The sequence below is a fragment of the Gottfriedia sp. S16(2024) genome, assembly GCF_050473765.1.
Taxonomy (GTDB): Bacteria; Bacillota; Bacilli; order Bacillales; family Bacillaceae_G; genus Gottfriedia.
This window is the reverse complement of the sequence record NZ_JBFLUO010000001.1, coordinates 3318599-3343855: the sequence shown is the minus strand read 5'-3', so window position 1 is coordinate 3343855 and position 25257 is coordinate 3318599. Positions and strand designations below refer to the sequence as shown.

Here is a 25257-nt window from a genome sequence, read left to right as displayed (position 1 = left end):
TCACGAACTTCAAATTTTCTATTTTCGAACATTCTACAGTAATGGATACCTTTAATACTCATACAAAAAAACTTATTCCTTTGGTATAAGAATAAGCTCTTCTATTTGCGGGTTTCATCTATATGACGAAGTGCACTAAACTTCTATTTTATTTTTAAACTATGTAAAATAAATCAGGTTATCGCAAATTTGAGAGTTACCAACTTTCAAGCAACTTAACGAAACTACTATATTAAGTATAAATAGAACCGGTAGATTAAATACTTTGAAATTAACTTCTACCAAATTAAAAAATTTGTGTATTAGTTTGAATACAATTCATCATTTAAGCAAGTCTGAATAGTCTATAACAAATTGTTCAAACTTAATTGGGTCCCTCCCTAATAAATCCTCTAAATCTGTTGTTATATTTTTGGCAAGTCCTAATTTTGCGGTTGTGTATATACCGATCATAACTATAATAAAATCGCGAGCTAACCCTTTTTTTCTCATTTTTCTCCAAAAGGTTAAAATACTTGGATTTGTATATGTTATGTCTTTTTGTAGGTGCTTTGATAAGATCTCAGCCACTTCAAAATAACTAATTGCTTCATTTCCAGTTAACGAATAAGCTTTGAACCTATGACCATTTTCGGTTAGTGCTTTTGCGGCCACAACACCGATATCTCTTGTATCGATAAAACTCGTTTTCCCTTTACCCGCTGGTACAAATATAATATTTTCCTTTATCAGTTCTTCTACATGTTGATTTAATAAATTCTGCATGAAAAAACTTGGTCGTAAAAATGTATAAGGGATCCCTGAGTTGATGATTAATTCCTCTATCTTGGAATGCGGAACTACCTTATTTTTATCAGCACCTAATAAAGACAAAAATACAATTTGTTCAATCCCCACTTCTTTTGCAATTTCAATAACTGGTTCAAAATATTTCTTATCAGCAAGATGTGGAGGACGTATTAAAAAAAGCTTTGTGATCCCTTGAAAAGCAGGTCTAATAGATTTGGGATCTTCAAAGTTTAAATAAACATCACTAGTATTTTTTTTACTTGTGGATATTTTAAAATTAGCATGTAGCTTTACCAGTTCTCTCACAACTTCTTTACCTACAGTACCTTTTGCACCTGTGACTAGAATCAAATTGTTCACTTCTTTCTATTACTTTCTTTTTCGTAGTATTATATATAAATTGCTTTAATAGCCCTTTCAATAGCACAACCTCATTCATATTTACTTGAACATCTTTTGTTACTACTCCTCCAGAACTCTAATAACATTTTTTCCGTTGATAAACTTCAATGATTATTATATCCACTATCACGCCTAAAATTTGGTTATATCTCATCACTTTATTCGAACTAGTCTGTATATCATATTCTAATTTTAGTTTGATAGATCATTCGAGTTAGATATCGCGTAAGCGCACTTCCTTAATCATTCCAAGTCCCAATTCTTATAGTGTTCACAATTTTGTTATATCTTCTAAATACTACGTATTAAAAATCTTTATTAATATTTTTTAATAGTTTATCATAATTATATATACTTAAAAGTTAATTATTAAGAAATAAATGTGAACATTCAATTTATCGTTCAACGTATCCAAACATAACCACCCGTGATATAACGGGTGGTTTGCTCTGCGGCTGAAAGCCTTTATTACTGAGTAAATCCTAAAGGTCTACTGAACAGTTCGCCTGAAGTACTACTTTTACTGGCCAGACCTCAAAGGCCTTCTGCTTACTTTCTTTTCTTTTTCTGTATCTCTTAATCAGTAAATAGATCTATGTATTCCATCATGCTTAACTTTTCCGCCCATCTTGTAGTTGATTTCGTATATATTCTTTTGTGGGCGATTTATGGGTAACCTAATTAATTGATATGAAACCAACAAACTGCCCATAAATAAAAACCCTTAACGCCAATAGCGTCAAGGGTTGATTTGATTAATATACTGACATGTATTGATCTCTTTCCCAAGGGTGAACTTGAGTACGGAAGATATCCCATTCGATTTCTTTTGCTTCTACAAAGTGTTCGAATAAGTGTGATCCTAATGCACCAACGATTACTTCGTCAGTTTTTAATAGATCTAATGCAGCTGCTAAAGTTGCTGGTAAGTCGATGATTCCAACTTCTTCGCGCTCTTCTTTAGACATAACGTAGATGTTACGGTCTACTGGAGCTGGAGCTTCTAATTTATTTTTGATTCCGTCTAAACCTGCTGCTAATAATACTGATAATGCTAAGTATGGGTTTGCAGCTGGGTCAACTGAACGTACTTCTACACGTGTGCTTAAGCCACGAGATGCAGGAATACGAATTAGTGGACTACGGTTTCTTGCAGACCAAGCAACGTAACATGGAGCTTCATAGCCAGGTACTAAACGTTTGTATGAGTTTACAGTTGGGTTTGTAACAGCTGTAAAGTTTGGAGCATGTTTTAAGATCCCTGCGATGAAGTGACGTGCAGTTTCACTTAAACCTAATTCACCAGTCTCATCGTAAAATGCGTTTTTGCCATTTGTAAATAATGATAAGTTACAGTGCATACCTGATCCGTTTACACCAAATAATGGTTTTGGCATGAATGTCGCGTGTAAACCGTGTTTACGTGCGATTGTTTTTACAACTAATTTAAATGTTTGAATGTCATCACAAGCTTTAATTGCACCAGCATATTTGAAATCAATTTCATGTTGTCCTGGAGCTACTTCGTGGTGAGATGCTTCGATTTCAAAGCCCATTTCTTCAAGTTCAAGAACGATATCACGACGGCAGTTTTCACCTAAATCAGTTGGTGCTAAGTCGAAGTAACCACCTTTATCATTTAACTCAAGAGTAGGTTCACCTTTTTCATCTAATTTAAATAAGAAGAATTCTGGCTCAGGCCCTAAATTGAAATCTGTGAAGCCTAAAGCTTCCATTTCTTTTAACATACGTTTTAAGTTATTACGAGGATCTCCTTCAAATGGAGTGCCATCTGCATTGTAAATATCACAGATTAAACGAGCTACTTTTCCTTTTTCAGCAGTCCATGGGAAAACTACCCAAGTGTCTAAATCAGGGAATAAATACATATCTGATTCTTCGATACGAACGAATCCTTCGATTGAAGAACCGTCAAACATCATTTTATTGTCTAAAGCTTTTTCAAGCTGACTTACTGGTATTTCAACGTTTTTGATAATCCCTAGTAAATCCGTAAATTGTAGACGTATGTACTTTACGTTTTGTTCTTTTGAAATACGGAAAATATCTTCTTTTGTAAACTTAGCCATTATAAAAGTTCCCCTTTCGTATGCAACAAACAAAATTAGTCTAACACACTTTAAAATAGAAAAGTAGAGATATGCTACTTCCACTTTTCTATTTTTTTATTTTAAGTTTAGTGATTAGCAGTTTAAATATGTTTCTTTTTCCCATTCCGATACACGTAATCGATATGCATCCCATTCATCTTTTTTGTTTTGAAGGAATGAATAAAATACATGTTTCCCTAAAACTTGCTGTAGGAATTCACTGTTTTCTAGTTCAGTAACTGCTTCAAGTAAGCTTCCAGGCAATGTTTCAATACCTTCTGCTTTTCTAGTTACATCATCCATCAAATACAGGTTTTCACTACGCTCGACTGGAGGTGTTAACTTTCTTTCAATACCATCCAAGCCGGCTGATAATAAAACAGCTAAAGCTAAATAAGGATTTGCAGATGGGTCTGGATTTCGCACTTCGATTCTAGTACCTGCACCTCTTGCAGCTGGTATACGAATTGTACATGTACGATTACTTTGTGACCAAGCTACATAAACTGGTGCTTCATAGCCTGGAACTAAACGCTTATATGAATTAACTGTTGGATTTGTAACTGAAGCATTTGCACGAGCATGTGTTAATACACCTGCAATAAATTGTCGCGCTGTTTCAGATAATCCAATTGAATCATGCTGATCATAAAAGGCATTACCATTATCATTTCCTAGACTCATATGACAATGCATACCTGAGCCATTTTCTCCAAAAATTGGTTTTGGCATGAATGTAGCAACTAAACCATTTTTCTCAGCAATTGTTTTAACTGTATATTTAAATAATTGAATATTATCAGCTGTTTGTAATCCTGGTGCGTATTTCCAATCGATCTCATGTTGACCGATTGCAACTTCGTGATGTAAAGCCTCAACTTCTAACCCTAACGCCTGCAGGGCTTTCGTAATTTCACGTCGTATTGTAACTGTTTTATCTAGGGGGGCTACATCAAAATATCCACCATTGTCATTTGGAACTAACTGATTTCCTTCCTTATTAAATAAGAAGAACTCAGGTTCAGGTCCTACATTAAAAGAAGTAAATCCCTTGTCAGTCGCTTTTTCAATTGCTCGTTTAAGCACATTTCTTGGATCACCTTCAAAAGGTGTACCATTCGGATAATGAACATCACAAATGAAGAGTCCAACTTTTTCAATAGTATCGACTTTCCAAGTATTCAAATCTGGGAAAAGCATCATATCACTTGCTTCAATTTTTGTGAATCCGTTAATACTAGAGCCATCAAACATAGTTTCATTATTAAGTATTTTTTCAATTTGTGTGATTGGTAGTTCTAATTGTTTGAATACCCCTTCTACATCTGTAAAAAATAACTGTACAAATTCAAGACTGTGTTCTTCAACACTATTTAAAATCGTTTCCTTTTTCATTTATATTTCCCCCCATATAAATATAAAAGCTAGAATAATCCGGATTTAATCAATAACTTAATGAAAGAATCGAGACATATCTCCTTGTCGTAAAGAAGTTCTACCTAATTTACCATTTTGATATAACTCTTGACGAAGCATTTTTCGAAGCTGTTCATCTGATATTGATTTTTCAACAATGACTTGTTGAACCACTGTTTCTTTGGATTTTTCTGACGATTTTAAATTGAGTACTTCTTTAATTCCTGCTAAATTTAAGCCTTGTTCTATAAAGGTTTTTATCTCTAATAATCGATCGACATCATTGAAAGAAAATAATCTACGATTACCTTCAGTACGAGCTGGACGTATTAAATCATGCTCTTCATAATATCGAATTTGTCTTGCGGATAATTCAGTTAACGAAATGACTATTCCGATTGGGAAAAGTGGCGTTGAGCGTCTTACTTGATCATTCATAGCAATGCTCCTTTCGTTCATCTATAAGTATTTTATTTCATGTTAGATAATCTGTCAATACAATGTTAGAAAACCTAACATGAAATTATTTGTTTTTTATTCTATGCAATATTAGTTAAAATTCTACTATTTAATTAAAAAAAATAATCTCCATTAGTTTGGAGATTATAACGATTTGTATTCTCTTCATATATGATTAAATACGTTTATTTGTTGAACGTATTTAATCTTGGTTTCATTTGAATGTCCTCAAATTTAACTGATATGATATTCACTAAGTACTTTAAAATGATAAATCTTTTTTTAAGAAGAAATGCTCATAATCTCTTCCCACTTTATCAAGGCTTCCATAAACATGATAGCCGAACTTTTTATAAAAATCTAAAGCCTGAAAGCTCAAAGTATCTACCTTTATGAAATCACAATTCTTTTCAAGTGCAATTTCTTCAACTTCAAGTAACAATTTGGTTCCATATCCATGTTTACGAATATCTTCATCAATCATAAAAGTATGAATTTCTAACCAATTCCAGCAAATTTCACCTATTATCCCGCCACGTACTTTACCATTTTCATCCTTTAGAAATAAATTAATCTCTTGATATCTACCCCTTAAATCTTCAGGAAAATGTTTTAAATTAAATTCATACAAACTCCTATTAATATAATTTTTATCTTTCTCATTTAAATCTTTCGTTATATGTAGATCCATTTCACCTTTTCTCCTATTCTGTTTCATTCGATTATTAAGTAAATATTACATAATTATTTTCGCTAAGAAGATTTAACAGTGGTAGCATATTAAATTTTACCATATTCTCCCTTTTCCCTTCGTAAATATTGCAGTTTAACTATCCATTTACTTTAATAAAAAGACTCATATTGGCAGTTAATCTTCAACTAACGCACGAATAGTTTCAGTACATATTTCTACAATTTGACTATAGTAATTTATTAAGTTATGATTTTTTTACTTTTATAGAAAGGCTGAGGATAATGATTTGTCGTTTAAAAAAGTTTAAAAATGTCGCTGTGGTATTAAGCTTCTAAGTAAGTTCTAGAATCTACAATACTTAGAAGCGAGGAAGATAATTATGAATCATCCATTATTTAATCATTGGTCTGAAACAAAGTATTTAAAAGATATAGTGACAAATCCACTCATTGAAGTAGGGGAGTATTCCTATTATTCAGGGTATTATGGTAATCAAAATTTTGAAGATGGCTGTGTAAGATATTTATGGGGTGATGCTAAATCTCAAGAACTTTTCAATCCAATTGAACAGTTTGGTTGGCATCTAGATAAACTCATTATTGGAAATTATGTTTGTATTGCAAGTGGAGTTATCATTTTAATGGGTGGTAATCATAACCACCATTCAGAATGGATCACTGTTTATCCATTTGTTGAACAAATAGGACAATCTTATGAACCAAAAGGTAACACAGTTATTAAAAGCGATGCCTGGATTGGCATGAACGCTATTATAATGCCTGGTGTTACAATTGGTGAAGGCGCAATCGTTGCAGCAGGTTCTGTGGTATCTAAAAACGTACCTCCATATACAATAGTTGGTGGAAATCCTGCAAAAGAAATAAAGAAACGCTTCACAGATTCAGAGATTAATAAACTAATGGAAATGCGTTGGTTTGATTGGGATAGAGAATTAGTTAAGAGAGCGATACCTCTTTTGTCCAATTCATCCATTGAAAAGTTATATGATTTTTATACCAACAAAGTAAAAGAAAGATAATTAAGTTAGACAAGCACATTCTAAATAGGATGTAGCTTTTTGCATACAATTTTTATTTATTACGCAAAATTGGCAGGTTTACTCTTTATAGCAAACCTGCCAATTTTCCAATAAAAAGATTCACATTTTGTCTGGATAATTGAAAATTTTTGACAAACTATTAGTTGGTTTAGTTATACAAGAATACAACCTAAATGAAAGAACGGCGTGTTCTTGACTACCTCCCTAGTCAAACTCCTTTATTACGTTCTTCTGTGCAACTTAGGTAATTAGCACATTTCTCTTTGAAACACTTGGTTACTGTTCCTGGCTTAAGATTATCTTTAAACTTTTCATAGCAGTAACACACTTCATCGTCCTGTTCAACTCCACTCTTCCGACTAAATACTTTTGGTCCGATATCAGAAGGCTTTAGATCTTCTATTTTGTTATCTTCTTTATACTTATCTAAACACGACTTACATATACAAGATCTTCTTACCTCTTCTTGTGGTATCTGATTAAATATCTCTCTTGGGAAATACTCATCATTACACCAACAAGTCTTCCCACTTGAGCACTTATTCTCATTACCACACATGGGACAGAGCTTAATTGCCATTATATACCCTCCTCAATTAACAATCTTAATTACAATTTTTAGCGGACTTTTTAGCAGAAGATTGTAGAAACTCTTCTGCGCATATCATATAAAAGTAATCTTTTAGTGTCAGAGTATTTCTCTAATTAGTCATCTTTTTTCAATTGTAGAGATCGTTGCACATCCTCTAAATATTCTATGGGATTTATGATTTGATCTAGTTCAAAAGTGACTTTAATTAAATTTAATTTCTAATTCCATCAATTAATGTTTATATTATTTATGTACTACTGACGAGATATTTTGTCTTCCTATATAACTATTAATTTTTTACTGCTTCAATTCTTCTTTTAAACTCTTCTTTCCCCTCTTCGCTTTCTATATTATTCAGCACCCTCCCAAGATAGCGTACTTCTCTTCTTTATAAACTGCAAACCCCTTAAACAATGCTTTTTCATGTTCCAACCTCTCTTCAATTTGTTTTTAAGGAAAACCTTCTCCAATTTCCCCTTCTTGTTCAGTACGGTCATTTAATTTTTGTACGGAACAGCTTCACCATATCGCTTCCATTTGGAACAATTTATCCTAATTACATAATGATTCTTAATGATAGTCAACAAAAAGCCAATCCCTTCTACAATTAGGAATTGGCTTTTTTGAGTTTTCTCTTATTTTTATATAAATAATACATTAATAATGAATTTAACTTATAACTAGAATAAACATCAAACGAAAATATGTTAAACTGTCTGAAAAAATTCAGTTGATTCGAACCCCCATTTAATCGAACAAAATTGACCAATCCGTTAAGATTCTCGGAAAGTGTTAAATCATTTGTTTTTGAATTATTGCTACTTTAGCAATATGAGTTTCTTCCTATATAGTAATTCATTTTTACAATAATGTTATTTCTACAAATATTTTCCATTTAAAGTAATGACAATTAATTCATTTTTATTTTTTCTATATTAATAGAATTTCCCGATTCACAAATACGAATATTTCGAAACTCAAAATCTAGATAATAGGGCTTATTATATTTTTTAATAACAACTTAAATTGTTATATTCGCCCACCAAATCTTATATTGATAAAGTGTTAAAATTTTATAAAAATCAGAAAAAATTGCTCTTTTTAACTATTTCCTAGGGAAGAAGTTAACGAATAAATGGTAATCGTTTTTCTCTATTAAATGCAATCAATAAATTACTCTTGCTCCCAACTTTTAAAAGTTTCCTTATAATCGCTAGAAACAATTCCTTTTTCTGTAATAATCGCCGTAATTAATTCATTCGGCGTCACGTCAAACGCTGGGTTTAATACATCGATTCCATCTGGTGCTATTTGAACATTTCCGATATGTGTTACTTCAGTACGATCGCGTTGTTCAATTACAATTTCGCTCCCTGATTCGATTGATAAATCAATTGTTGATAAAGGAGCTGCTACATAAAATGGGATTTGGTAAAAGTTTGCTAAAATCGCTAATTGTAATGTTCCAATTTTATTTGCAGTGTCCCCATTAGCAGTAATGCGATCAGCTCCAACCATAACTACATCAACTTTTTTATTTTGTAATAAGTAGCCGACCATATTATCTGTCAATAATGTAACTGGGATACCACTTTGGTTCAATTCCCAAGATGTCAGTCTTGCCCCTTGAAATACTGGTCTAGTTTCTGTTGCATAGGCTGAAATTTCCCAACCTTTTTCTTTTGCTAAGTGAAGTGGAGCTAAAGCTGTTCCGTAGCGACTTGTCGCAATACTTCCTGCGTTGCAATGAGTTAATACCGCTGCACCGTCATGTAATAATGTTAAAGCGTTTTCACCGATTTCCTTGCAAGTTGCCTCATCTGCTAAATGTAATTTTATCGCTTCTTCCATGATGATTAATTTAGCTTCTGATACAGTAACTGCTTCTTTACTAGAACCAATTAGTTTTTCAACTGCCCATGCTAAATTTACTGCAGTTGGTCTAGCACTAATTAGTTCATCCGCTAATAATCTTGCTTGTTGATGAAATTCTTCAATTTGTTCAGTTTCAATTTCTCGAACACCTAAATAAAGTCCATACGCAGCTGCTAAACCGATCGCTGGTGCTCCTCTTACTTGTAATTTTACGATTGCTTCACGTACATCTAATAATGTTGTTGCATCAAAATAGTATATTTCAGTTGGTAATTTTGTTTGGTCTAAAATTTTTAAGCTTTCACCGTTCCATTGTAATGATTCAGGTATTTGCTGTAATGTAGTCATCGATTATTACTCCAATCCATTAAGTAAATTTCCAATATTTCTAATAGTGAATCTATTTTTTATACAATAAACTCCGAATTTTAAGACTTTTTTCTTTGCTTCAATTTTTTGATTATGTTCCAGTGCATCAATATCTTCAACATGAGCAAGACCGATACTTCTTCGGATTAATTCACATCCAATAACCCCAATTGCATCCACCCAATATCCTTCTAGTTTTTCTTTAATTAAAGCTTTTTGGTTAAACGGTCTAACACTATGCTCTTCCCATAGGCGAATAAATGTTTCATTAAAAACTTTTTCAATGTTTAAAATGTGTTCAATAATTTCGTCCTTTAGTTCAGTACGACTGAAAAGTTGAAAAAGTAAATTTGCCTGAATTTGCCCTAAATCAAATCCGATTGGTCCGACAAATGCAAATTCCGGGTCAATTATTTTTGTTTCTGTTTCAGATACGAAAATGCTTCCCGTATGTAAATCACCATGTAATAAAGCTTCTTTTTTCGATAAGAAATCTAATTTTAGTTTCGCAACCTCAATTTGTAGATCTTCATCATTCCATAGATTTTGAATTTCATCTGTTAATTCTTCTTCAAAACTATTTGTTTCACTGTTAAAAAATGGGTCCGTGTAAACAAGATTTTCTGTTATATCACATAAGTCAGGATTATTAAAAAGATACTCTAACTCTTTTTTCTTAGCCGGTGAAGTTCCAAAGTCTGAAGTGAAGAATAATGATTTAGCTAAAAATTCTCCAATATGTTCAGCTAAAAACGGATAGCTTTTTTTCTCAATGAAACCTTTCCGTAAAATTTGCAAGTGAGATAGATCCTCCATTACAGTTACAGCTTGATCTTCGTCATGTTCTAAAATTTTTGGTGCATGTAATGGGATTAGCTCATTGTATATTTTTGTCGCATTACTCTCGATCGTCGCTCGCTTTAATGTAAGTGGCCAGCTTTCTCCAACGACTTTTGCGTATGGTAGAGCCTGTTTTATAATTAACCCTTTCTCGCTTCCTACGGGATTAACTTTAAACACTAAATTTAGATTCCCATCCCCGATTTCTATACTTTCACATAGTTCATTTTTAAAATAGCCAAGTTTTTGTAAATAAGTAATTGCAGTTGCTTCTGTTAAAGGTCTATATTCTTTTCGTTCAATGACAGTCACTAAATTCATCCCCCTTGAATTTTGCAAAATAAAAAGCCTCTTTTCCGAGACGAAAAGAGGCAATACTAATTGGCTTTCGTCTCTTATCTACCAGAAAATTTCTTTTCTGTTGGAATTAGCACCGTGCCTTACTGAGCATTTAAGCTCAGGCGTATACAATACGCCCCATTTCACAATGGTATTACGGTCGGTTGCTGGGCATCGTCGGGCCAAATCCCTCCGCCTACTCGAAATAAGAGTTCGCATATTTGATTTTATAATCGTATTTTAGTTTATAAATTTTTAATTTGTCAATCACTTTTTTAAATTTTTTTGTAAATTTCTTCTTTTCTGTCTTCAAAAATAGGGATTGTACCGCGTATTTCATCGACTTTTTTCGGATCAATTTCACCGAATACGATTTCTTCATTCGTGCTACCTTTGGAAATTACTTCTCCCCAAGGGTCAATGATCATTGATCCTCCGCCAAATGTATTTGCTAAATCTTTTCCTACTCGATTACAAGCAACAACATAACACTGATTTTCAATTGCTCTTGCTTTTAACAAGATTTCCCAATGATTCATTCTTTGAATTGGCCATTCAGCGACAAAAAATAAAACTTTTGCACCTTTTTGAGAATGAGCTCCAATCCATTCAGGAAAACGCAAATCATAGCAAACAAAACCTGCAGCTGTTAATCCATCGATTTCAAAAAGACCGTCTGTTTCCCCTGATTGAAGATAGTGATGCTCGTTCATTAACTGGAACAAATGAACTTTATCATAAGATTTTACTAATTCACCAGTATTGCTAATAACAATTAACGTATTCGTTACACCATTTTCTCTTGCAATTGGGAACGAACCAGCAATCAATATTACATTATTTGATTTTGCAATCGACTGAAGTTCAGAAATAATCGCTTCTTGTTCACCTGTGTGCAAGCCAATCTCTTCCAAACAATAGCCTGTTGTCCATAACTCTGGTAATACGATAACCTGAACATTTTCTTTAACAGCTTCGTTTATTTGAGTTTTCATTTTCTCTAAATTAGACTTTGATTTACCTAAAATAACGTCAGATTGAATACACGCAATTTTAATCACAATTTATTCACCCTATTCTAAATTTTATAGACATTTTTAAATCGAGCATATATGATGGTGAAAGTTATTGCAACAGTCGTTCATGAAAATCAGTCGATTAAGTAACGATCTATTCAAATTAATTTTATTATATTTTTGGAGTGATTAACTTGAATCATAGTAAACTATTAAACAATTTACCAAAACAATTTTTTGCTTCACTAGTCCAAAAAGTGAATCAGTCAATAGGTAATGGTCATGATGTCATTAATCTTGGTCAAGGAAATCCAGATCAGCCAACACCTGACTATATTATAAAAGCATTACAAAAGTCTGTTGAAAACCCTTTAACTCATCGTTATTCTCCGTTTAGAGGGATGAGATCTTTAAAAAATGCTGTTGTAGAATTTTATAAACGAGAGTATGATGTTGATTTAGACCCAGAGGAAGAAGTAGCCATATTATTCGGTGGAAAAGCTGGATTAGTTGAGCTACCACTTTGTTTATGTGACGCTGGAGATACAATTTTAGTTCCAGATCCAGGCTATCCAGACTATTTATCTGGTATATCTCTTTCAAAAACAGTACCATACATGCTTCCATTACTTGAACAAAATCAATTTTTACCAGATTATAAATTAATTCCTCAGGATGTTTTGGATGCTAGTAAAATATTATTTATCAATTATCCAAATAATCCCACTGGCGCTATCGCAACAGAAGAATTTTTTAAAGAAACAGTTGAGCTTGCAAGAAATAATCAAATTACAGTTTGTCATGATTTTGCTTATGGCGCATTTGGTTTTGACGGCAAAAAACCTTTAAGTTATCTTCAAACGCCAGGAGCAAAGGAATGCGGGATTGAAATTTATACCCTCTCTAAAACTTATAATATGGCTGGTTGGAGAATCGGTTTTGCAGTTGGAAATAAAGAGGTTATTTCAGCAATTAATCTATTACAGGATCATCTTTACGTTAGCATCTTCCCTGCTGTTCAAGAAGCTGCCGCTGTTGCGCTTACAGAATCTCAAGAAAGTGTAAAACAACTATTAGCACTTTATGAAGAGCGTAGAAATGTATTTATTAGCGGTTGTCACGAAATTGGATGGGAAGTAACTGCACCAGCAGGGTCCTTTTTTGCATGGCTAAAAATTCCAGCAGGTTTTACATCACAGGAATTTGCTGATCTATTACTTGAAAAGGCTCATATTGCAGTCGCTCCAGGAAATGGATTTGGAGAATATGGTGAAGGGTATGTAAGAGTCGGCCTACTATCAGATACTGATAGACTGAAGGAAGCAGTTGCTAGATTAAAAGAAATTGAAATATTTTCAAAATTTAATGTTTGACAATTATGATTGTTCATGAAATAATGCGATTAGATTAATAATTCAAAATTAAATATTAACTTTATTCAGAGTAGGTGGAGGGACCGAGCCCGACGAAACCCGGCAACCGGCTAGTTAACTAGTACGGTGCTAATTCTCGCAGCATTTGCTGACAGATAAGGTGTAGGTAAACCTCTCCTTAGTGGAGAGGTTTTTTGTTTGATTAAAACTTTTTGGAGGTTTTGAAATGAGTGGAGTAATAGCAACTTACCAAGTTTATGATAAAAATCATCATTTAGAAAAAAAGGCAGAGTCAATCGCGCTAGGTTTAACGGTTGGTTCTTGGACGTCATTACCTCAAAATGATCAAATTCAATTACAAAAGCATAAAGGTAAAGTTCTTTCAGTTCGTGATATAGAATGCGAAGAAAATATCGTTAACTTTTTAGGATATAAACCAACAAAAGGGATTATTGAAATTTATTATCCTAGCTTAAATTTTTCAGCTGATCTTCCAGCTATTTTAACAACAGTTTTCGGTAAGCTATCCCTTGATGGCGAAATTAAACTAATAGATTTAAATTTTACTGATGACATTTTAAATTTATTTCCGGGTCCAAAATTTGGTATTAAAGGCATTCGAGAAAAATTGGATGTATATGATCGACCTTTATTAATGAGCATTTTCAAATCAATAATCGGCAGAGACATTCAATACATTTCAGAGGAATTAAAAAAGCAAGCTTTAGGCGGCGTTGATTTAATTAAAGACGACGAGATACTTTTTGACACGAATACATCTATAACAGATCGCGTCACTCACGGAAAAAATATTTTGAACCAAGTTTATGAAAAAACAGGACACAAAACATTATACGCGGTGAATTTAACTGGCCGTACATATGAGTTAAAAGAAAAAGCATTACGTGCTGCAGAAGCTGGTGCGGATGTATTTTTATTAAATGTATTCTCGTATGGAATTGATGTACTTCAAGGTTTGGCAGAGGATCCATCAATTAATGTTCCAATTATGGCCCATCCTGCTGTTTCGGGTGCGTTTACAGCATCACCAATTTATGGAATTGACGCAGGATTATTACTAGGGAAACTTTTACGAATTGCAGGTGCAGATTTTAGTCTATTCCCTTCGCCATATGGTTCAGTTGCATTACAAAAAGAGACAGCTTTAAAAATCGCTGAAAATTTAACTGTATCAAATGGATTAAAGGAGACATTCCCAGTACCTTCTGCTGGAATTCACCCTGCGCTAGTGCCTCAATTAATTCAAGATTTTGGAATTGAGCAAGTCATCAACGCTGGTGGCGGTGTTCATGGTCATCCGGATGGTCCGATTGGTGGAGGTAATGCATTTAGAGAAGCAATTTCAGCAACACTGTCTGGAGTTGGGCTAAAAGAATACGCACTTCCAAATACATCACTACAAAAAGCATTACAACTTTGGGGGTAAACAACAATGGCAATAAAGATTTTTTGTGATTTTGATGGAACAATTACTGAGGGAGACAATATCGTTAATTTAATTAAAGAATTTGCTCCTCCTTCAGTAAGTGAATTAACAAGTGAAGTATTAAATGGCAATCTATCGATTCGAGAAGGCGTAGAGAAAATGTTTGCTACGATTCCTTCAACGAAAAAACAAGAAATGACTGATTTTGTAATCGATCGTACTATCATTCGAGATGGTTTTAGCGATTTTATTCAATTTGTAAGCGTTCAACAATATGCGTTAAAAGTTGTAAGTGGCGGGCTAGATTTTTTTGTTCATCCTATATTAGCGGATTACCTTCCACCTTCGGATATTTTATGTAATCGTACTGACTTTACGGGCCAAACTGTAAAAATTCAATGGGATCATTCTTGTGATGAAAACTGTACGAATGATTGTGGAATGTGTAAACCATCTGTTAAAAGAAAATTTAGTGAATCAAATGATTTTATCATTGTCATTGGCGATTCAATTACTGACTTACAAATTGCAAAAGAAGCCAATTTAATTTTTGCTCGAGATTTCTTAAAAGATAAATGTGAAGAACTATCTTTACCTTTCATTCCTTTTGAAAATTTCTATGATATTCGAGCTTCATTAGAGAAGGAGGTGCTAGTATGAAGGAATTTTTCAAACATTATGATGAAATCCGTGAAGTAAAAAAAGTACTAGCTGATCGAGATTGGTTTTTAGGAACTAGCGGGAATTTATCAATTAAAGTAAATGACGAACCTTTAAACTTTTTAGTGACAACTAGTGGTAAAGATAAAACTAGACATACTTATGACGATTTTTTACTCGTTAATGAATTTGACCAATCTGTTTGGGATGAATCAAAAAAACCATCAGCTGAAGCCATTTTACATCGGCTAATTTATCAACATACAAATGCAAAATGCGTACTTCATGTACACACTTTAGCAAATAACTTTATAACAAAGGATTTTCCATATCAAGATGAGTTATCTTTTTCTGGTATCGAAATTATTAAAGCATTAGGATTATGGGAAGAAGATGCAGAAATTACAATTCCAATCATAAAAAATCATGCGCATATCCCTACTCTTGCAAATGAATTTCTTCCACATATAAAGAATGATCATGGTGCTGTATTAATTCATAATCATGGGATAACAGTTTGGGCCGAATCAGCATTTGAAGCTAAAAAGCATTTAGAAGCTTATGAGTTTCTATTCCAATATGCATTACAAGGTATTCAAAAAAATACATTTATAAAGAATTAATTTGGAGGAATGAAGAATGGCAACAATTTGGGTAGAAAAAAAAGATTATCATATTACAAGTGATGTTGAAGTAAAAGCTTATTTAGAAGAACAAGGTGTAATTTACGAAAATTGGAATATCGAACAATTACATAGTTCGTTACAAGAAAAATTTATTTTATCAGATGATGAAAAAGCAGCGATTCTTGAAACATTTAAAGCTGAAATCGACAGTATTTCATCAAGACGTGGCTATTTAGCCAGTGATATTATTACTCTTTCAGAAGCAACTCCAAATCTTGATGAATTACTTAAAAACTTCAATCGTGAGCATCATCATACGGATGACGAAGTTCGCTTCATCGTTAGCGGTCACGGTACGTTTATTATCGAGGGAAATGAAGGCTTTTTCCATGTTAATTTGAATCCTGGAGATTTAATTTCTGTACCACCAAATGTACGCCACTACTTCACTTTAGCAGAGGATCGTAAAGTAGTAGCTGTTCGATTATTTGTTACGACTGAAGGTTGGGTACCTATTTACGAATAATTTTTATAAAAACTAAATTGACTCATATCCTCTTTAGGATGTGAGTCAATTAATTTTCTTCTTCATTGAAATGATCTTCTCGGTAGTCGATATATAACGAACCATCTGTTTGTACTTCAACAAAAAACACATCTGAAATTGATTTTATGCCTACCCTTTCAAGTTGAGCTATTAACCATTTTTTATCCAAGTTTAAATTTGATAATGCATCTTCGTTTACTTCCCCGTCAGATACCACTGCTGTTGACGTTGGAAATAACAAAGTTTTTTTCCATGTTTTATTTTTTTTCTTTTTAACATCTTTTGTTTTCATAATTGATAGACTGCCATCAATTTCAAATATAGCGTACTCTACATCTTTCAACGAATAAATATTCTCATTACGAAGCATTCCTTGAAATTGCTCTGTATCTAATCTAGCTTTTTTTAATGCATTTTCCATTATTTTTCCTTGTCTAATTAAAATAATTGGTTCCCCAAGAATCATCCGACGTAAAGATTTAGATTTTAAACTTAAATACCCCATGATGATCGTCAAAACTGCCCAGCCAACTAATCCAATGATCCCATCTTCAATATCTAATGTTTTAGATGTCGTTATAGATGCTGCTACATTCCCTATTGTAATGGCTGTTATAAATGTAAATACATCTAATTGACTAATTTCCTTTTTCCCCATTAATCTCGTTAAAATAAATAAAACAAAAAATGAGCATATGACCCTAAATACTACTTCATTAAAGCTCATTTATTTCATCCTTTCTCTTTCAAAAAACCATTTTAAGTATTTATTAATCAACTTAGCGTTTGAAAAATAGAACGAAACTATTCTTTATTATTTCTAAAAAATAAGTTAAAACCTAACTGTGTGTATGTCCTCATAAATTACCGATTATTGAAGAAAATATGACTATTCATTTATAATCGACTATTTATTGGGGTGAGATCTTGAGTAAAAAACTTTCACTTGTTGGCTTAATATTAATGGTATTTACCACTGTATATGGTTTTGGAAATATACCAACCGCTTTTTATTTAATGGGATATAGTGCAATTCCATGGTACTTACTCTCTGCTATAACGTTTTTTATTCCTTTTGCATTTATGATGGCTGAGTTCGGAGCTGCATATAAGCATTCAGAAGGTGGAATTTATACATGGATGGCTGATTCGGTTGGACCTAGATTCGCTTTTATAGGTACCTTTATGTGGTTCTCCTCTTATGTAATTTATATGGTAAGTGTCTCCTCAAAGGTTTGGATTCCACTATCAACGTTCATTTTTGGTAGTGACAAAACGCAATCACTTTCATTATTTGGACTTACTTCTACTCAATCTATCGGATTATTAGCATTACTTTGGATGTTAGTTGTGACATTTTTTGCTTCGAAAGGAATTGAAAGCATTAGTAAAGTTACAACAATTGGTGGTATTACAGTTTTCTCTTTAAATATAGTGCTGTTAATTACAAGTATCATTATTTTGGTATTAAATGGCGGCAAATTTGCTCAACCGATTAAAAGTTTCTCATCAGCATTTGCTCACTCACCAAATCCAAACTATCTTTCAACTCTTGCGATACTATCATTTGTTGTATTTGCGATTTTTGCATATGGTGGGCTAGAAGCAATCGGTAGTTTAGTTGATCAGACGGAGAACGCTGAACGGAACTTTCCAAAAGGGATTACCATTTCAGCAATTATTATTTCCGTAGGATATTCGTTAGGCATTTTTTTAGTAGGAATCTTTATAAACTGGTCAAATGATTTAAGTGCTAGCACTACGAATTTAGGGAACATAACATATGTACTTATGTACAATTTAGGATTAGAACTTGGAAAAGCTTTTACTTTATCATCACATACTGCCGATCAAATTGGTATTTGGTTTGCAAGAATTACTGGTTTATCAATGTTTCTTGCATATACCGGAGCATTTTTCACATTAATTTATGCACCGTTAAAAACAATCATTAAAGGCACACCAAAATACTTATGGCCGACAAAATTCTCTGACACAAATGAAAAAGGTATGCCTGTCAATGCAATGTGGGTACAATTTTCAATTGTTTCAATCATTATTGTCCTTACTTCCTTTGGTGGCCAAGGAGCATCAGCATTTTTTAATAAAATAACTTTAATGACAAATGTTTCAATGACTTTACCTTATATATTTTTAGGTATTGCGTATCCAATGTTTAAAAGAAATGAACAAATCGACAAGCCATTTCAAATTTTAAAATCAAATTCATCTTCTTTATTTGCGAGCATTCTCGTTATTTTGGTCGTTGGATTTGCAAACTTTTTTACGATTATTCAACCGGCTATTGAAGGTGATTTCAACTCAACAATCTGGATGATTGCAGGACCAATTTTCTTTTCAATTTTGGCTTTACTAATTCTTAACCGTTCAAGAAAACATACCCAAAAAGAGAAGAAAATTGCATAGCAATCTTCCCACTTATTGTTAATAACAATTCCGAAAGTAAGTAGGAAATATAGCACATACTAAATTTGGAGGTGATATTCATGGGTCACAATCAAAATCCACATGTAAAAAAGAAGAACAAAGATAAAGGGCAACCTACACCAGCTGCAGTTAATTCAGAAGGTTATTTTGCTCCAAGTAAATCAAATACTGAAGCTCTTAATGAAGTGAAAAATTCATAAAGACGATTGGCGAGCTGTTAGGAGAATTCAGAGGCATAGATGCATTTATACCTATACCTAAAAATGGCTCTACGTCGATTTTTCTTCCCTGTTTGCCAATTTATACTTTCTTAAATTGTAAAAAAAATGACCGTCATTTTTTTGGCGGTCTCTTTTAATTATTTACTCATTGAATTAGCAGTTTTTACTAAATCTCGAATAGTGTATTGTTTACCAGTTTCCTCTGAAAAAAGAAGTGAAATTGAATGATAAAGCCCGTCTTTCTTCCAACGAATTGTTTTTGTATTATCATCATCAGCAACAATCAAAACTTTTGTTCCATCTTTTAATTTTGTTGTTTTTAAAGGTTGTTGTTCATCTGGGAAAGATGGTTTTTTATTATGATAAGTAATGACAAACATTGTGACCTCTACTTCTTCATTTGAGTAATTAAAGGAGGTAGCGTTAATAGCTCCATTTTTTTGTACATCCATTGTGACATCCTTTGCTCTAAACGGTATCCATTCTGGTACAACTAGTTCTTTTTGTACATCTTTAGGTAATTGATTAACTACTTGCTTTACAGTTTTAGGATATTCTTTTTTTAATGATTCAACTGCACCGTTGCCATGCGAACAAGCAGTTAACAGAAGAATTAAGAATAAAAAACTAAATTTTTTCAATCCACTTACCCCTTCTTTTCCAAATCTATTGTTTCATTTTTCTACTTAATATCTCTTAATATCGTCATATTAGTCTTAAAATAAATAAAAACTGCCTGAAGTATACGAGGCAGCCTTAAAACCTACTTTTAAGGTTCAACAATTACGATTTTACCTTTTTGCACATATAGCAATATTTCTGCGTTATCTGTTTCATTGCGGTATGTATAACATGTAAGATCCCCAAACCCACCGTGTGAAACATCATGAACTGTATCAACTAATTTGTATTTATTACCTCTGAATTCAATTTTTCTTTCAATTGATGGCTGTTCAGTTAAAATTTGTTCCTTTGATCTAAAATTCATCTAATCACTCCTTTAGTCACGATTAGTATAGCCATTTTCTTAGTTTTCAATTTTATGCCCTGTTCTGAATCCAATTACATATCCGTCAAAGTCTTGTACTGAGAACTCCTTCCAAACTCCCCATTCATATTCGCTTAATTCAGGCTCGGAAACGATTATTCATTCTATATCAAGAGCAAATTTTAAAAATTGAACAAACAAAATCGATTGTTCTTCCATCATTATTTCTTCCGCTGAGAGTATTGCATAGTCTAGTGCAAGTCCATCAATAAATGAAACAATCATTCTTGCTAAAACTTCACTATCATACTTGTTACTAAATTCTTTGTTTTTTTGACCTTCTTTTATGACATCAGAAAAGATTTTAGTACCATAAAAGTATCGTTCTTGACCATACCTTTTTCTTCGTTCATCATTTCTCCCAGTTATGAAAAACTCTAAAGTAACTGGTGCCAAGGGATCCATTCGATCATTTGGCACTCTGCTTTTACCGAACATTCTTAATAAAAGTAATTCCCAATATGAATCTACATTTTGATTCAATAATTCACTTGTCTCTTCAGACACTCTCAATAGTGACTCATATAAAAGTGATTCAAACACTTCTTCTTTATTAGCAAAATATTGATATAACCCACCTCTACTAACATTTGATGCGTCCATCACATGCTTCATAGTCGTTCTTTCATACCCATTTTCAATAAACACTTGTTTTGCAGCTTCTAATATTTTAGTTCGACGTTGCTGTTGGTGCTCCTTGCTGACTTTCGGAGACATCTTTCTTCCCCCGCTCTACTCTATTTTTCGTTAAGAATCCTATTAACGAGACAAATACTAAAAGTGATGCAGTTATAATAAATGTTGGAATGACACCTAATACTGTTGATAGCCATCCACCTAATAAAGGTCCGATAATAGTTGCTGTTGTAGTAACACTTCCTATTACGCCAAATACTCTACCAGTTAACTCAACAGGGGTATCGACTTGAACAGATGCTTGGAATGGAACAAATACTAAGCAAGCTGCAAATCCTGCAAACAAACCTAATAATGGTGCCCAAATAATTGAAAAATTGAGATTAAAATGAGTGAATAAAGCCATCATACCAAAACCAAGTCCCATTCCACAAACCCCAATTAGCATTAAATTATAGGCACGATAATTTGTTTTTTTCGCTAAAATTAAACTAGAAAAAAACATTCCTACTCCAGATCCTGTTACTAAATAGCCGAATAAACCTGGCGACGCATGTTTAAGTTCCCTAATTAAAACTATAATTTGCGAATCAGATAACTGCAAGATTAAGAGACTAAAACCTAAAAATAGCATACCTACTAAAATCTGAGTATTTGATTTAATAAATGTAACGCCCTCCATAAATTCAGATTTATAGGAAGATTTAGTTTGATCTTTCACTTTTTCTTCTTTAATCTGCTGGGCAACTTTTGGAAGCATGAAAATTAAGATCGCAGAGATAATAAATGATACTGAATTAATATAAAATACTGGCGTTGTTCCAGCTGCCGATACGAGTATCCCACTCAAAATCGGTCCAAAAATTTTTGTAGCTGAGTCAATCATAGTTGTAATTGACATTGCGCTCTTTATTTCATCATTCGGAACTAGTTCTTTTAACTTACCATTTTTCGCAGGATTAAAAACAGCTGAAAACAATCCGATGATAAACAAACAAATATAGACCATCCACAAAGTATTTGCTAATGCCAGTAAAACAAATAAACCAGCACGGACAATGTCAGATAAAACCATTAATTGCTTTCTACTAAAACGATCTGCTATCGTTCCCGCAACAGGTCCTAATAACGCCATCGGAACAGCGAGACATAAAATAATAAATGATACTTCAATTGGTGAAGCATTCCATTTTAACCCTACAAGCGTAATGATTGCGACAATACTTAACCAATCACCAATATTTGAAATCGCTTGAGCAACCATTAATGTTAAGAAACCTTTATTATTCATTAGACCCTTCATCTTGCTTAGCCCCCTCGAAACCGACACGCATGTCGTTTTTATTTAATTATAACGACACTGATGTCGTTTTTCAATTACTTTTTCTGAAAATTTGCTATATTCCTCGTTTAACTTTATTCAAAAATGGAATTAAAAGTATTATTATTTTAGATTGCTAATTTTCTTTAACTCATTTTCCGTATACCAAATGGGACTGTTAAATAAATTTCTTATGTAACGAAAACGCAAATTACTTTATTTTCCTACACATATTCAAAATATTCTTTAGTAAAATTAGAGATAGATGTAGATAAGGAGACGTGTATAGAAAAGTGAAAGTTTACAAACCAAAGATTTTAACAATATTCATTTTTGCCATATTTGGTATACTATTTCTTTGTATACTTTTGATGGTAATAACAAGTACCAAACATTTCTCAATTTCAAAAATATTTGTATTTATTGGCTTATTGATATTTATCTTTTTACTTTTTGGGGATTCAATAAAATTTTGGAATTATCGTAAAAAAGGGATCGGGATATACTGGGACGAGGAAGGTGTAGTTGTAGACTTCGTTGGTAATAAAATATTTTGGGATGAAATTGAAAATATTGAATTTATTAAAACAAAATCTTCCAGAACTACCTTTGTTCGTGTTCATTATTCGAAAGAAGAGCTAGTTCGTTTAAGACATAAACTTCCCTTAAAAAATATTTTTTGGAGATATAGTGGGAGTATTGAATGGTTTGAAATTGAAAAACCAAAGGAAATGCATACTAATCTAGTAAATTATTGGGAAAAGAAAAAGTTTTATTTTAAATAAAGTCTTTGTTAAATTTAAAACTTGATTTTTGAGCTATAGAAAAGGACCACAATTACGCTTAAATTCAATATAAATGATACCTTTTGAACTAACTGCTTTTTTTACTCATCTCAAATTTCCACGATTCCGGTTTTTCAAATAATAAACAAAAGGACCCTATAGAATAGACTTTTTAATTGTCTATTCTATAGGGTCCTTTTTAGTAGAAGCGCTAGTCTTTTTAATTCAACTAATGTTTCTGTTATTTACATATATTTTAAAATCCTTCTCGCAATTTAACTAAGTTAAACCAGATTTCCCCACCATGTTTAGATTCAGATATACCATGGTTAACAAAGCCATACTTTTCATAATAAAGAACTAATTCTTGTTTACATGTTAAAGTGATTCCTACTATTTCATTTTCTTTTACAAGATCTTCCAATTTCTCAATTAAATCCCTGCAATTCCTTGATTTCTAGCTTATTCCTACCACCAATCATCTTCTTCTCTATAAAAAATTCTAATTCAACAAACTGCCATTAATTGATTAAAAATAGAACTACCTAAACAACACATCTTGTACAACTTGACGACTGTATCGTTGATTTTTATATTTTTAGCGATCTTATCATTGAATGTTGATTTTCGAGCAAAAGAAAACCACCCTGTCTTGTAGTGACCCCATAAAGTTAGACTGGTTACTTCAATTAGGCAGCCTGTTGGGCATGAACTCGGTATTTTACTGGGCTCATGCCTTTTAATTTTGCCTTAATTCGTTTGTTATTGTAGTAATCTATATATTTAGCTAGTTCTTGTTTAAAGTGTTCGACACTGTTAAATTCTTTAAGATAGAGTAGTTCAGATTTCATGATACTAAAGAAACTTTCAATTACTGCGTTATCGTAACAGTTTCCTTTTCGTGACATACTCTGAGTGATTCCACGTTTAATAAGAGCACTACGATATTTTTTCATTTGATAGTGCCACCCTTGGTCTGAATGAATTAGTAGTGTATCGGAATCTGTTAAACGTTCAAGAGATTGTTCTAACATATTTGATACAAGTGAATAAGTTGGACGTGAACCAATTGTATAAGCAATTATTTCTCCATTATATAAGTCCAACATAGGTGAAAAGTATAGCTTTTCTCCAAATAATTTAAATTCAGTTATATCTGTAACCCATTTCTCATTTGGTTTTTCAGCTTGAAAATTTCGATTTAAAATATTGGGTGCAATCTTACCTACTTCACCTTTGTAAGAGCGATATTTCTTTACCTTCACAAGTGATTTTATCCCTAGTTCTTTCATAAGTCGTTGAACTTTTTTATGATTTACTTTATAACCACGATTCGTAAGCTCGTCTCGAATTTTACGATAGCCATAACGAAATTCGTGTTCCTCATAAATTTCTTTTATCAGCACTTTTAACTCTGCGTCTGGATCAGGACGTTCTAGATTTTTCATCCAATAATAAAACGTACTACGCGGAATACTGGCTAGCAGTAGAAGTTCTTTTAACGAAAACTCATGCCTTAATTCATAGACAACTTTTACTTTGTCTTGTTTCGTGATTTTTCCTTGTTTTGAACTAAGGCATTCAACTTTTTTAGATATGCATTTTCCATGCGTAAACGTTCTATCTCAGCTTGAAGTTCTTCAATTGATCCTACAACAGGTGTAGTTTTCTTTGTTTCTTTTTTCATGGAAAGTCGCCCCTTTTTCTTTGATTCTAGGGCGTCTTGTCCTTGTGTTTCAAATTGAGTCCTCCATTTTCGAATCGTTCTAGGGGAAGGAATACTGAAAATTGCAGCTGCTTCATTAGGTGACGTCCCGTGGTCATTCATATACTTTAATACGTTTAGTTTAAACTGTACCGAATAACTTGTATATGACTTTTTAAGCAATCCATTAATCCCATTTTCCTTATATTGAGCTACCCAGTTTCTCACTTCAGCATGGGACGTTCCAAATAACTTACCAATAGAACGAAAACTTTCCTTACCTTCTAAATAACGCATAACTACCGCTAATTTATGTTCAGTAGTAAATTTAGTCATAAAAAATGCACCTCCAAATGTTAGTCGTGTCTAACATTTGGGGTGCACTTCATCTTGAGGTGGTTAAATGAACTATCGTACCCGGTTAGTTCAATCATAAGAAATGGTACCTTGTACGTCGCAAAGGAGGTGTAATCACACA

Annotated in this window: 25 protein-coding genes and 2 riboswitches; of the genes, 9 read left to right on the top strand and 16 right to left on the bottom strand. The window is 32.8% G+C overall.

Annotated features, from left to right (window positions below; translation table 11 throughout):
* Positions 1–321 precede the first annotated feature (321 nt).
* The 5 genes from AB1282_RS15685 to AB1282_RS15665 all read right to left on the bottom strand — a co-directional run bounded on the left by AB1282_RS15685 (position 322) and on the right by AB1282_RS15665 (position 5868).
* A complete protein-coding gene (locus AB1282_RS15685; RefSeq protein ID WP_429899496.1) occupies positions 322–1140 on the bottom strand; it encodes an SDR family oxidoreductase in 819 nt (272 codons plus the stop codon).
* A gap of 806 nt (positions 1141–1946) precedes the next feature.
* Positions 1947–3281, bottom strand: a complete 1335-nt coding sequence (gene glnA, locus AB1282_RS15680; protein WP_056470085.1) for a type I glutamate--ammonia ligase — start codon at positions 3279–3281, stop codon at positions 1947–1949.
* Between the two features lie 114 nt (positions 3282–3395).
* On the bottom strand, positions 3396–4697 hold the full coding sequence (locus AB1282_RS15675; protein WP_056470087.1) for a glutamine synthetase family protein: 1302 nt from the start codon (positions 4695–4697) through the stop codon (positions 3396–3398).
* Positions 4698–4754: 57 nt separating this feature from the next.
* On the bottom strand, positions 4755–5156 hold the full coding sequence (locus AB1282_RS15670; RefSeq protein ID WP_056470089.1) for a MerR family transcriptional regulator: 402 nt from the start codon (positions 5154–5156) through the stop codon (positions 4755–4757).
* Between the two features lie 283 nt (positions 5157–5439).
* Positions 5440–5868: a GNAT family N-acetyltransferase gene (locus AB1282_RS15665; protein WP_429899495.1), complete on the bottom strand. Its 429-nt coding sequence runs from the start codon at positions 5866–5868 to the stop codon at positions 5440–5442.
* 382 nt (positions 5869–6250) lie between these two features.
* On the opposite strand from AB1282_RS15665, the gene AB1282_RS15660 reads away from it, so the two are divergent.
* Positions 6251–6910 (top strand): CatB-related O-acetyltransferase, encoded by a 660-nt coding sequence (locus AB1282_RS15660; protein WP_429899494.1) that lies wholly within the window; start codon positions 6251–6253, stop codon positions 6908–6910.
* A 229-nt stretch (positions 6911–7139) separates the two neighbouring features.
* Here the strand turns inward: AB1282_RS15660 and AB1282_RS15655 are convergent, their stop codons facing one another.
* The 4 genes from AB1282_RS15655 to AB1282_RS15640 form a co-directional block, all read right to left on the bottom strand.
* Complete coding sequence (locus tag AB1282_RS15655; RefSeq protein ID WP_056470097.1) at positions 7140–7511, bottom strand: cysteine-rich CWC family protein; 372 nt, start codon at positions 7509–7511, stop codon at positions 7140–7142.
* Between the two features lie 1185 nt (positions 7512–8696).
* The gene (gene mtnA, locus AB1282_RS15650; protein WP_429899493.1) at positions 8697–9746 is read right to left on the bottom strand and encodes an S-methyl-5-thioribose-1-phosphate isomerase; all 1050 of its coding nucleotides are present in this window, start codon (positions 9744–9746) and stop codon (positions 8697–8699) included.
* Positions 9747–9752: 6 nt separating this feature from the next.
* Positions 9753–10928 (bottom strand): S-methyl-5-thioribose kinase, encoded by a 1176-nt coding sequence (gene mtnK / locus AB1282_RS15645; RefSeq protein ID WP_390312370.1) that lies wholly within the window; start codon positions 10926–10928, stop codon positions 9753–9755.
* A gap of 71 nt (positions 10929–10999) precedes the next feature.
* Positions 11000–11158, bottom strand: a riboswitch (SAM riboswitch).
* 63 nt (positions 11159–11221) lie between these two features.
* Positions 11222–12004, bottom strand: a complete 783-nt coding sequence (locus AB1282_RS15640) for a carbon-nitrogen family hydrolase (RefSeq protein ID WP_056471134.1) — start codon at positions 12002–12004, stop codon at positions 11222–11224.
* Between the two features lie 143 nt (positions 12005–12147).
* Here AB1282_RS15640 and AB1282_RS15635 point away from each other — a divergent pair, with 143 nt between their 5' ends.
* The 5 genes from AB1282_RS15635 to AB1282_RS15615 all read left to right on the top strand — a co-directional run bounded on the left by AB1282_RS15635 (position 12148) and on the right by AB1282_RS15615 (position 16594).
* Positions 12148–13335, top strand: coding sequence for a pyridoxal phosphate-dependent aminotransferase (locus AB1282_RS15635; protein ID WP_056470105.1), 1188 nt, complete (start codon positions 12148–12150; stop codon positions 13333–13335).
* Between the two features lie 58 nt (positions 13336–13393).
* A riboswitch (SAM riboswitch) is annotated at positions 13394–13497 on the top strand.
* 64 nt (positions 13498–13561) lie between these two features.
* Complete coding sequence (locus AB1282_RS15630) at positions 13562–14782, top strand: 2,3-diketo-5-methylthiopentyl-1-phosphate enolase (protein WP_429899492.1); 1221 nt, start codon at positions 13562–13564, stop codon at positions 14780–14782.
* 6 nt (positions 14783–14788) lie between these two features.
* Positions 14789–15442: a 2-hydroxy-3-keto-5-methylthiopentenyl-1-phosphate phosphatase gene (locus AB1282_RS15625; RefSeq protein ID WP_429899491.1), complete on the top strand. Its 654-nt coding sequence runs from the start codon at positions 14789–14791 to the stop codon at positions 15440–15442.
* Positions 15439–16065 (top strand): methylthioribulose 1-phosphate dehydratase, encoded by a 627-nt coding sequence (locus AB1282_RS15620; RefSeq protein ID WP_429899490.1) that lies wholly within the window; start codon positions 15439–15441, stop codon positions 16063–16065. The genes AB1282_RS15625 and AB1282_RS15620 overlap by 4 nt, the downstream gene beginning before the upstream one ends.
* A gap of 16 nt (positions 16066–16081) precedes the next feature.
* Positions 16082–16594: a cupin domain-containing protein gene (locus AB1282_RS15615; RefSeq protein ID WP_335474224.1), complete on the top strand. Its 513-nt coding sequence runs from the start codon at positions 16082–16084 to the stop codon at positions 16592–16594.
* A gap of 49 nt (positions 16595–16643) precedes the next feature.
* Here the strand turns inward: AB1282_RS15615 and AB1282_RS15610 are convergent, their stop codons facing one another.
* Positions 16644–17342, bottom strand: coding sequence for a DUF421 domain-containing protein (locus tag AB1282_RS15610; protein WP_429899489.1), 699 nt, complete (start codon positions 17340–17342; stop codon positions 16644–16646).
* A 200-nt stretch (positions 17343–17542) separates the two neighbouring features.
* On the opposite strand from AB1282_RS15610, the gene yjeM reads away from it, so the two are divergent.
* Together yjeM and AB1282_RS15600 are read left to right on the top strand one after the other, a co-directional pair.
* A complete protein-coding gene (yjeM, locus tag AB1282_RS15605) occupies positions 17543–19042 on the top strand; it encodes a glutamate/gamma-aminobutyrate family transporter YjeM (protein ID WP_390312325.1) in 1500 nt (499 codons plus the stop codon).
* 80 nt (positions 19043–19122) lie between these two features.
* A complete protein-coding gene (locus tag AB1282_RS15600) occupies positions 19123–19263 on the top strand; it encodes a hypothetical protein (protein WP_156339654.1) in 141 nt (46 codons plus the stop codon).
* A 158-nt stretch (positions 19264–19421) separates the two neighbouring features.
* On the opposite strand, the gene AB1282_RS15595 is transcribed toward AB1282_RS15600, so the two are convergent.
* The 4 genes from AB1282_RS15595 to AB1282_RS15580 all read right to left on the bottom strand — a co-directional run bounded on the left by AB1282_RS15595 (position 19422) and on the right by AB1282_RS15580 (position 22271).
* Entirely contained in the window at positions 19422–19925 is a 504-nt protein-coding gene (locus tag AB1282_RS15595; RefSeq protein ID WP_390312324.1) for a hypothetical protein, read from the bottom strand.
* Positions 19926–20053: 128 nt separating this feature from the next.
* Positions 20054–20272 (bottom strand): hypothetical protein, encoded by a 219-nt coding sequence (locus AB1282_RS15590; protein WP_056470131.1) that lies wholly within the window; start codon positions 20270–20272, stop codon positions 20054–20056.
* Between the two features lie 159 nt (positions 20273–20431).
* On the bottom strand, positions 20432–21049 hold the full coding sequence (locus AB1282_RS15585; RefSeq protein ID WP_429899488.1) for a TetR/AcrR family transcriptional regulator: 618 nt from the start codon (positions 21047–21049) through the stop codon (positions 20432–20434).
* Entirely contained in the window at positions 21003–22271 is a 1269-nt protein-coding gene (locus AB1282_RS15580; RefSeq protein ID WP_429899487.1) for an MFS transporter, read from the bottom strand. Before AB1282_RS15580 ends, AB1282_RS15585 begins: the two co-directional genes overlap by 47 nt.
* A gap of 311 nt (positions 22272–22582) precedes the next feature.
* On the opposite strand from AB1282_RS15580, the gene AB1282_RS15575 reads away from it, so the two are divergent.
* On the top strand, positions 22583–23074 hold the full coding sequence (locus tag AB1282_RS15575; protein ID WP_429899486.1) for a hypothetical protein: 492 nt from the start codon (positions 22583–22585) through the stop codon (positions 23072–23074).
* A 256-nt stretch (positions 23075–23330) separates the two neighbouring features.
* On the opposite strand, the gene AB1282_RS15570 is transcribed toward AB1282_RS15575, so the two are convergent.
* Complete coding sequence (locus AB1282_RS15570; RefSeq protein WP_429899485.1) at positions 23331–23498, bottom strand: hypothetical protein; 168 nt, start codon at positions 23496–23498, stop codon at positions 23331–23333.
* 265 nt (positions 23499–23763) lie between these two features.
* A protein-coding gene (locus AB1282_RS15565; protein ID WP_429899484.1) for an IS3 family transposase occupies positions 23764–25115 on the bottom strand; the annotation gives its coding sequence in 2 pieces (ribosomal slippage) (positions 23764–24668 and positions 24668–25115; 1353 coding nt in all).
* Positions 25116–25257 lie beyond the last annotated feature (142 nt).

Coding starts and splice junctions, on each gene's coding strand:
- AB1282_RS15655 (WP_056470097.1), bottom strand. CDS start 7,511: ATGGCAATTAAGCTCTGTCCCATGTGTGGTAATGAGAATAAGTGCTCA.
- AB1282_RS15580 (WP_429899487.1), bottom strand. CDS start 22,271: ATGAAGGGTCTAATGAATAATAAAGGTTTCTTAACATTAATGGTTGCT.
- AB1282_RS15670 (WP_056470089.1), bottom strand. CDS start 5,156: ATGAATGATCAAGTAAGACGCTCAACGCCACTTTTCCCAATCGGAATA.
- AB1282_RS15610 (WP_429899489.1), bottom strand. CDS start 17,342: ATGAGCTTTAATGAAGTAGTATTTAGGGTCATATGCTCATTTTTTGTT.
- AB1282_RS15590 (WP_056470131.1), bottom strand. CDS start 20,272: ATGAATTTTAGATCAAAGGAACAAATTTTAACTGAACAGCCATCAATT.
- mtnK (WP_390312370.1), bottom strand. CDS start 10,928: ATGAATTTAGTGACTGTCATTGAACGAAAAGAATATAGACCTTTAACA.
- AB1282_RS15665 (WP_429899495.1), bottom strand. CDS start 5,868: ATGGATCTACATATAACGAAAGATTTAAATGAGAAAGATAAAAATTAT.
- AB1282_RS15625 (WP_429899491.1), top strand. CDS start 14,789: ATGGCAATAAAGATTTTTTGTGATTTTGATGGAACAATTACTGAGGGA.
- AB1282_RS15660 (WP_429899494.1), top strand. CDS start 6,251: ATGAATCATCCATTATTTAATCATTGGTCTGAAACAAAGTATTTAAAA.
- AB1282_RS15630 (WP_429899492.1), top strand. CDS start 13,562: ATGAGTGGAGTAATAGCAACTTACCAAGTTTATGATAAAAATCATCAT.
- AB1282_RS15615 (WP_335474224.1), top strand. CDS start 16,082: ATGGCAACAATTTGGGTAGAAAAAAAAGATTATCATATTACAAGTGAT.
- AB1282_RS15600 (WP_156339654.1), top strand. CDS start 19,123: ATGGGTCACAATCAAAATCCACATGTAAAAAAGAAGAACAAAGATAAA.
- AB1282_RS15675 (WP_056470087.1), bottom strand. CDS start 4,697: ATGAAAAAGGAAACGATTTTAAATAGTGTTGAAGAACACAGTCTTGAA.
- mtnA (WP_429899493.1), bottom strand. CDS start 9,746: ATGACTACATTACAGCAAATACCTGAATCATTACAATGGAACGGTGAA.
- AB1282_RS15585 (WP_429899488.1), bottom strand. CDS start 21,049: ATGTCTCCGAAAGTCAGCAAGGAGCACCAACAGCAACGTCGAACTAAA.
- glnA (WP_056470085.1), bottom strand. CDS start 3,281: ATGGCTAAGTTTACAAAAGAAGATATTTTCCGTATTTCAAAAGAACAA.
- AB1282_RS15620 (WP_429899490.1), top strand. CDS start 15,439: ATGAAGGAATTTTTCAAACATTATGATGAAATCCGTGAAGTAAAAAAA.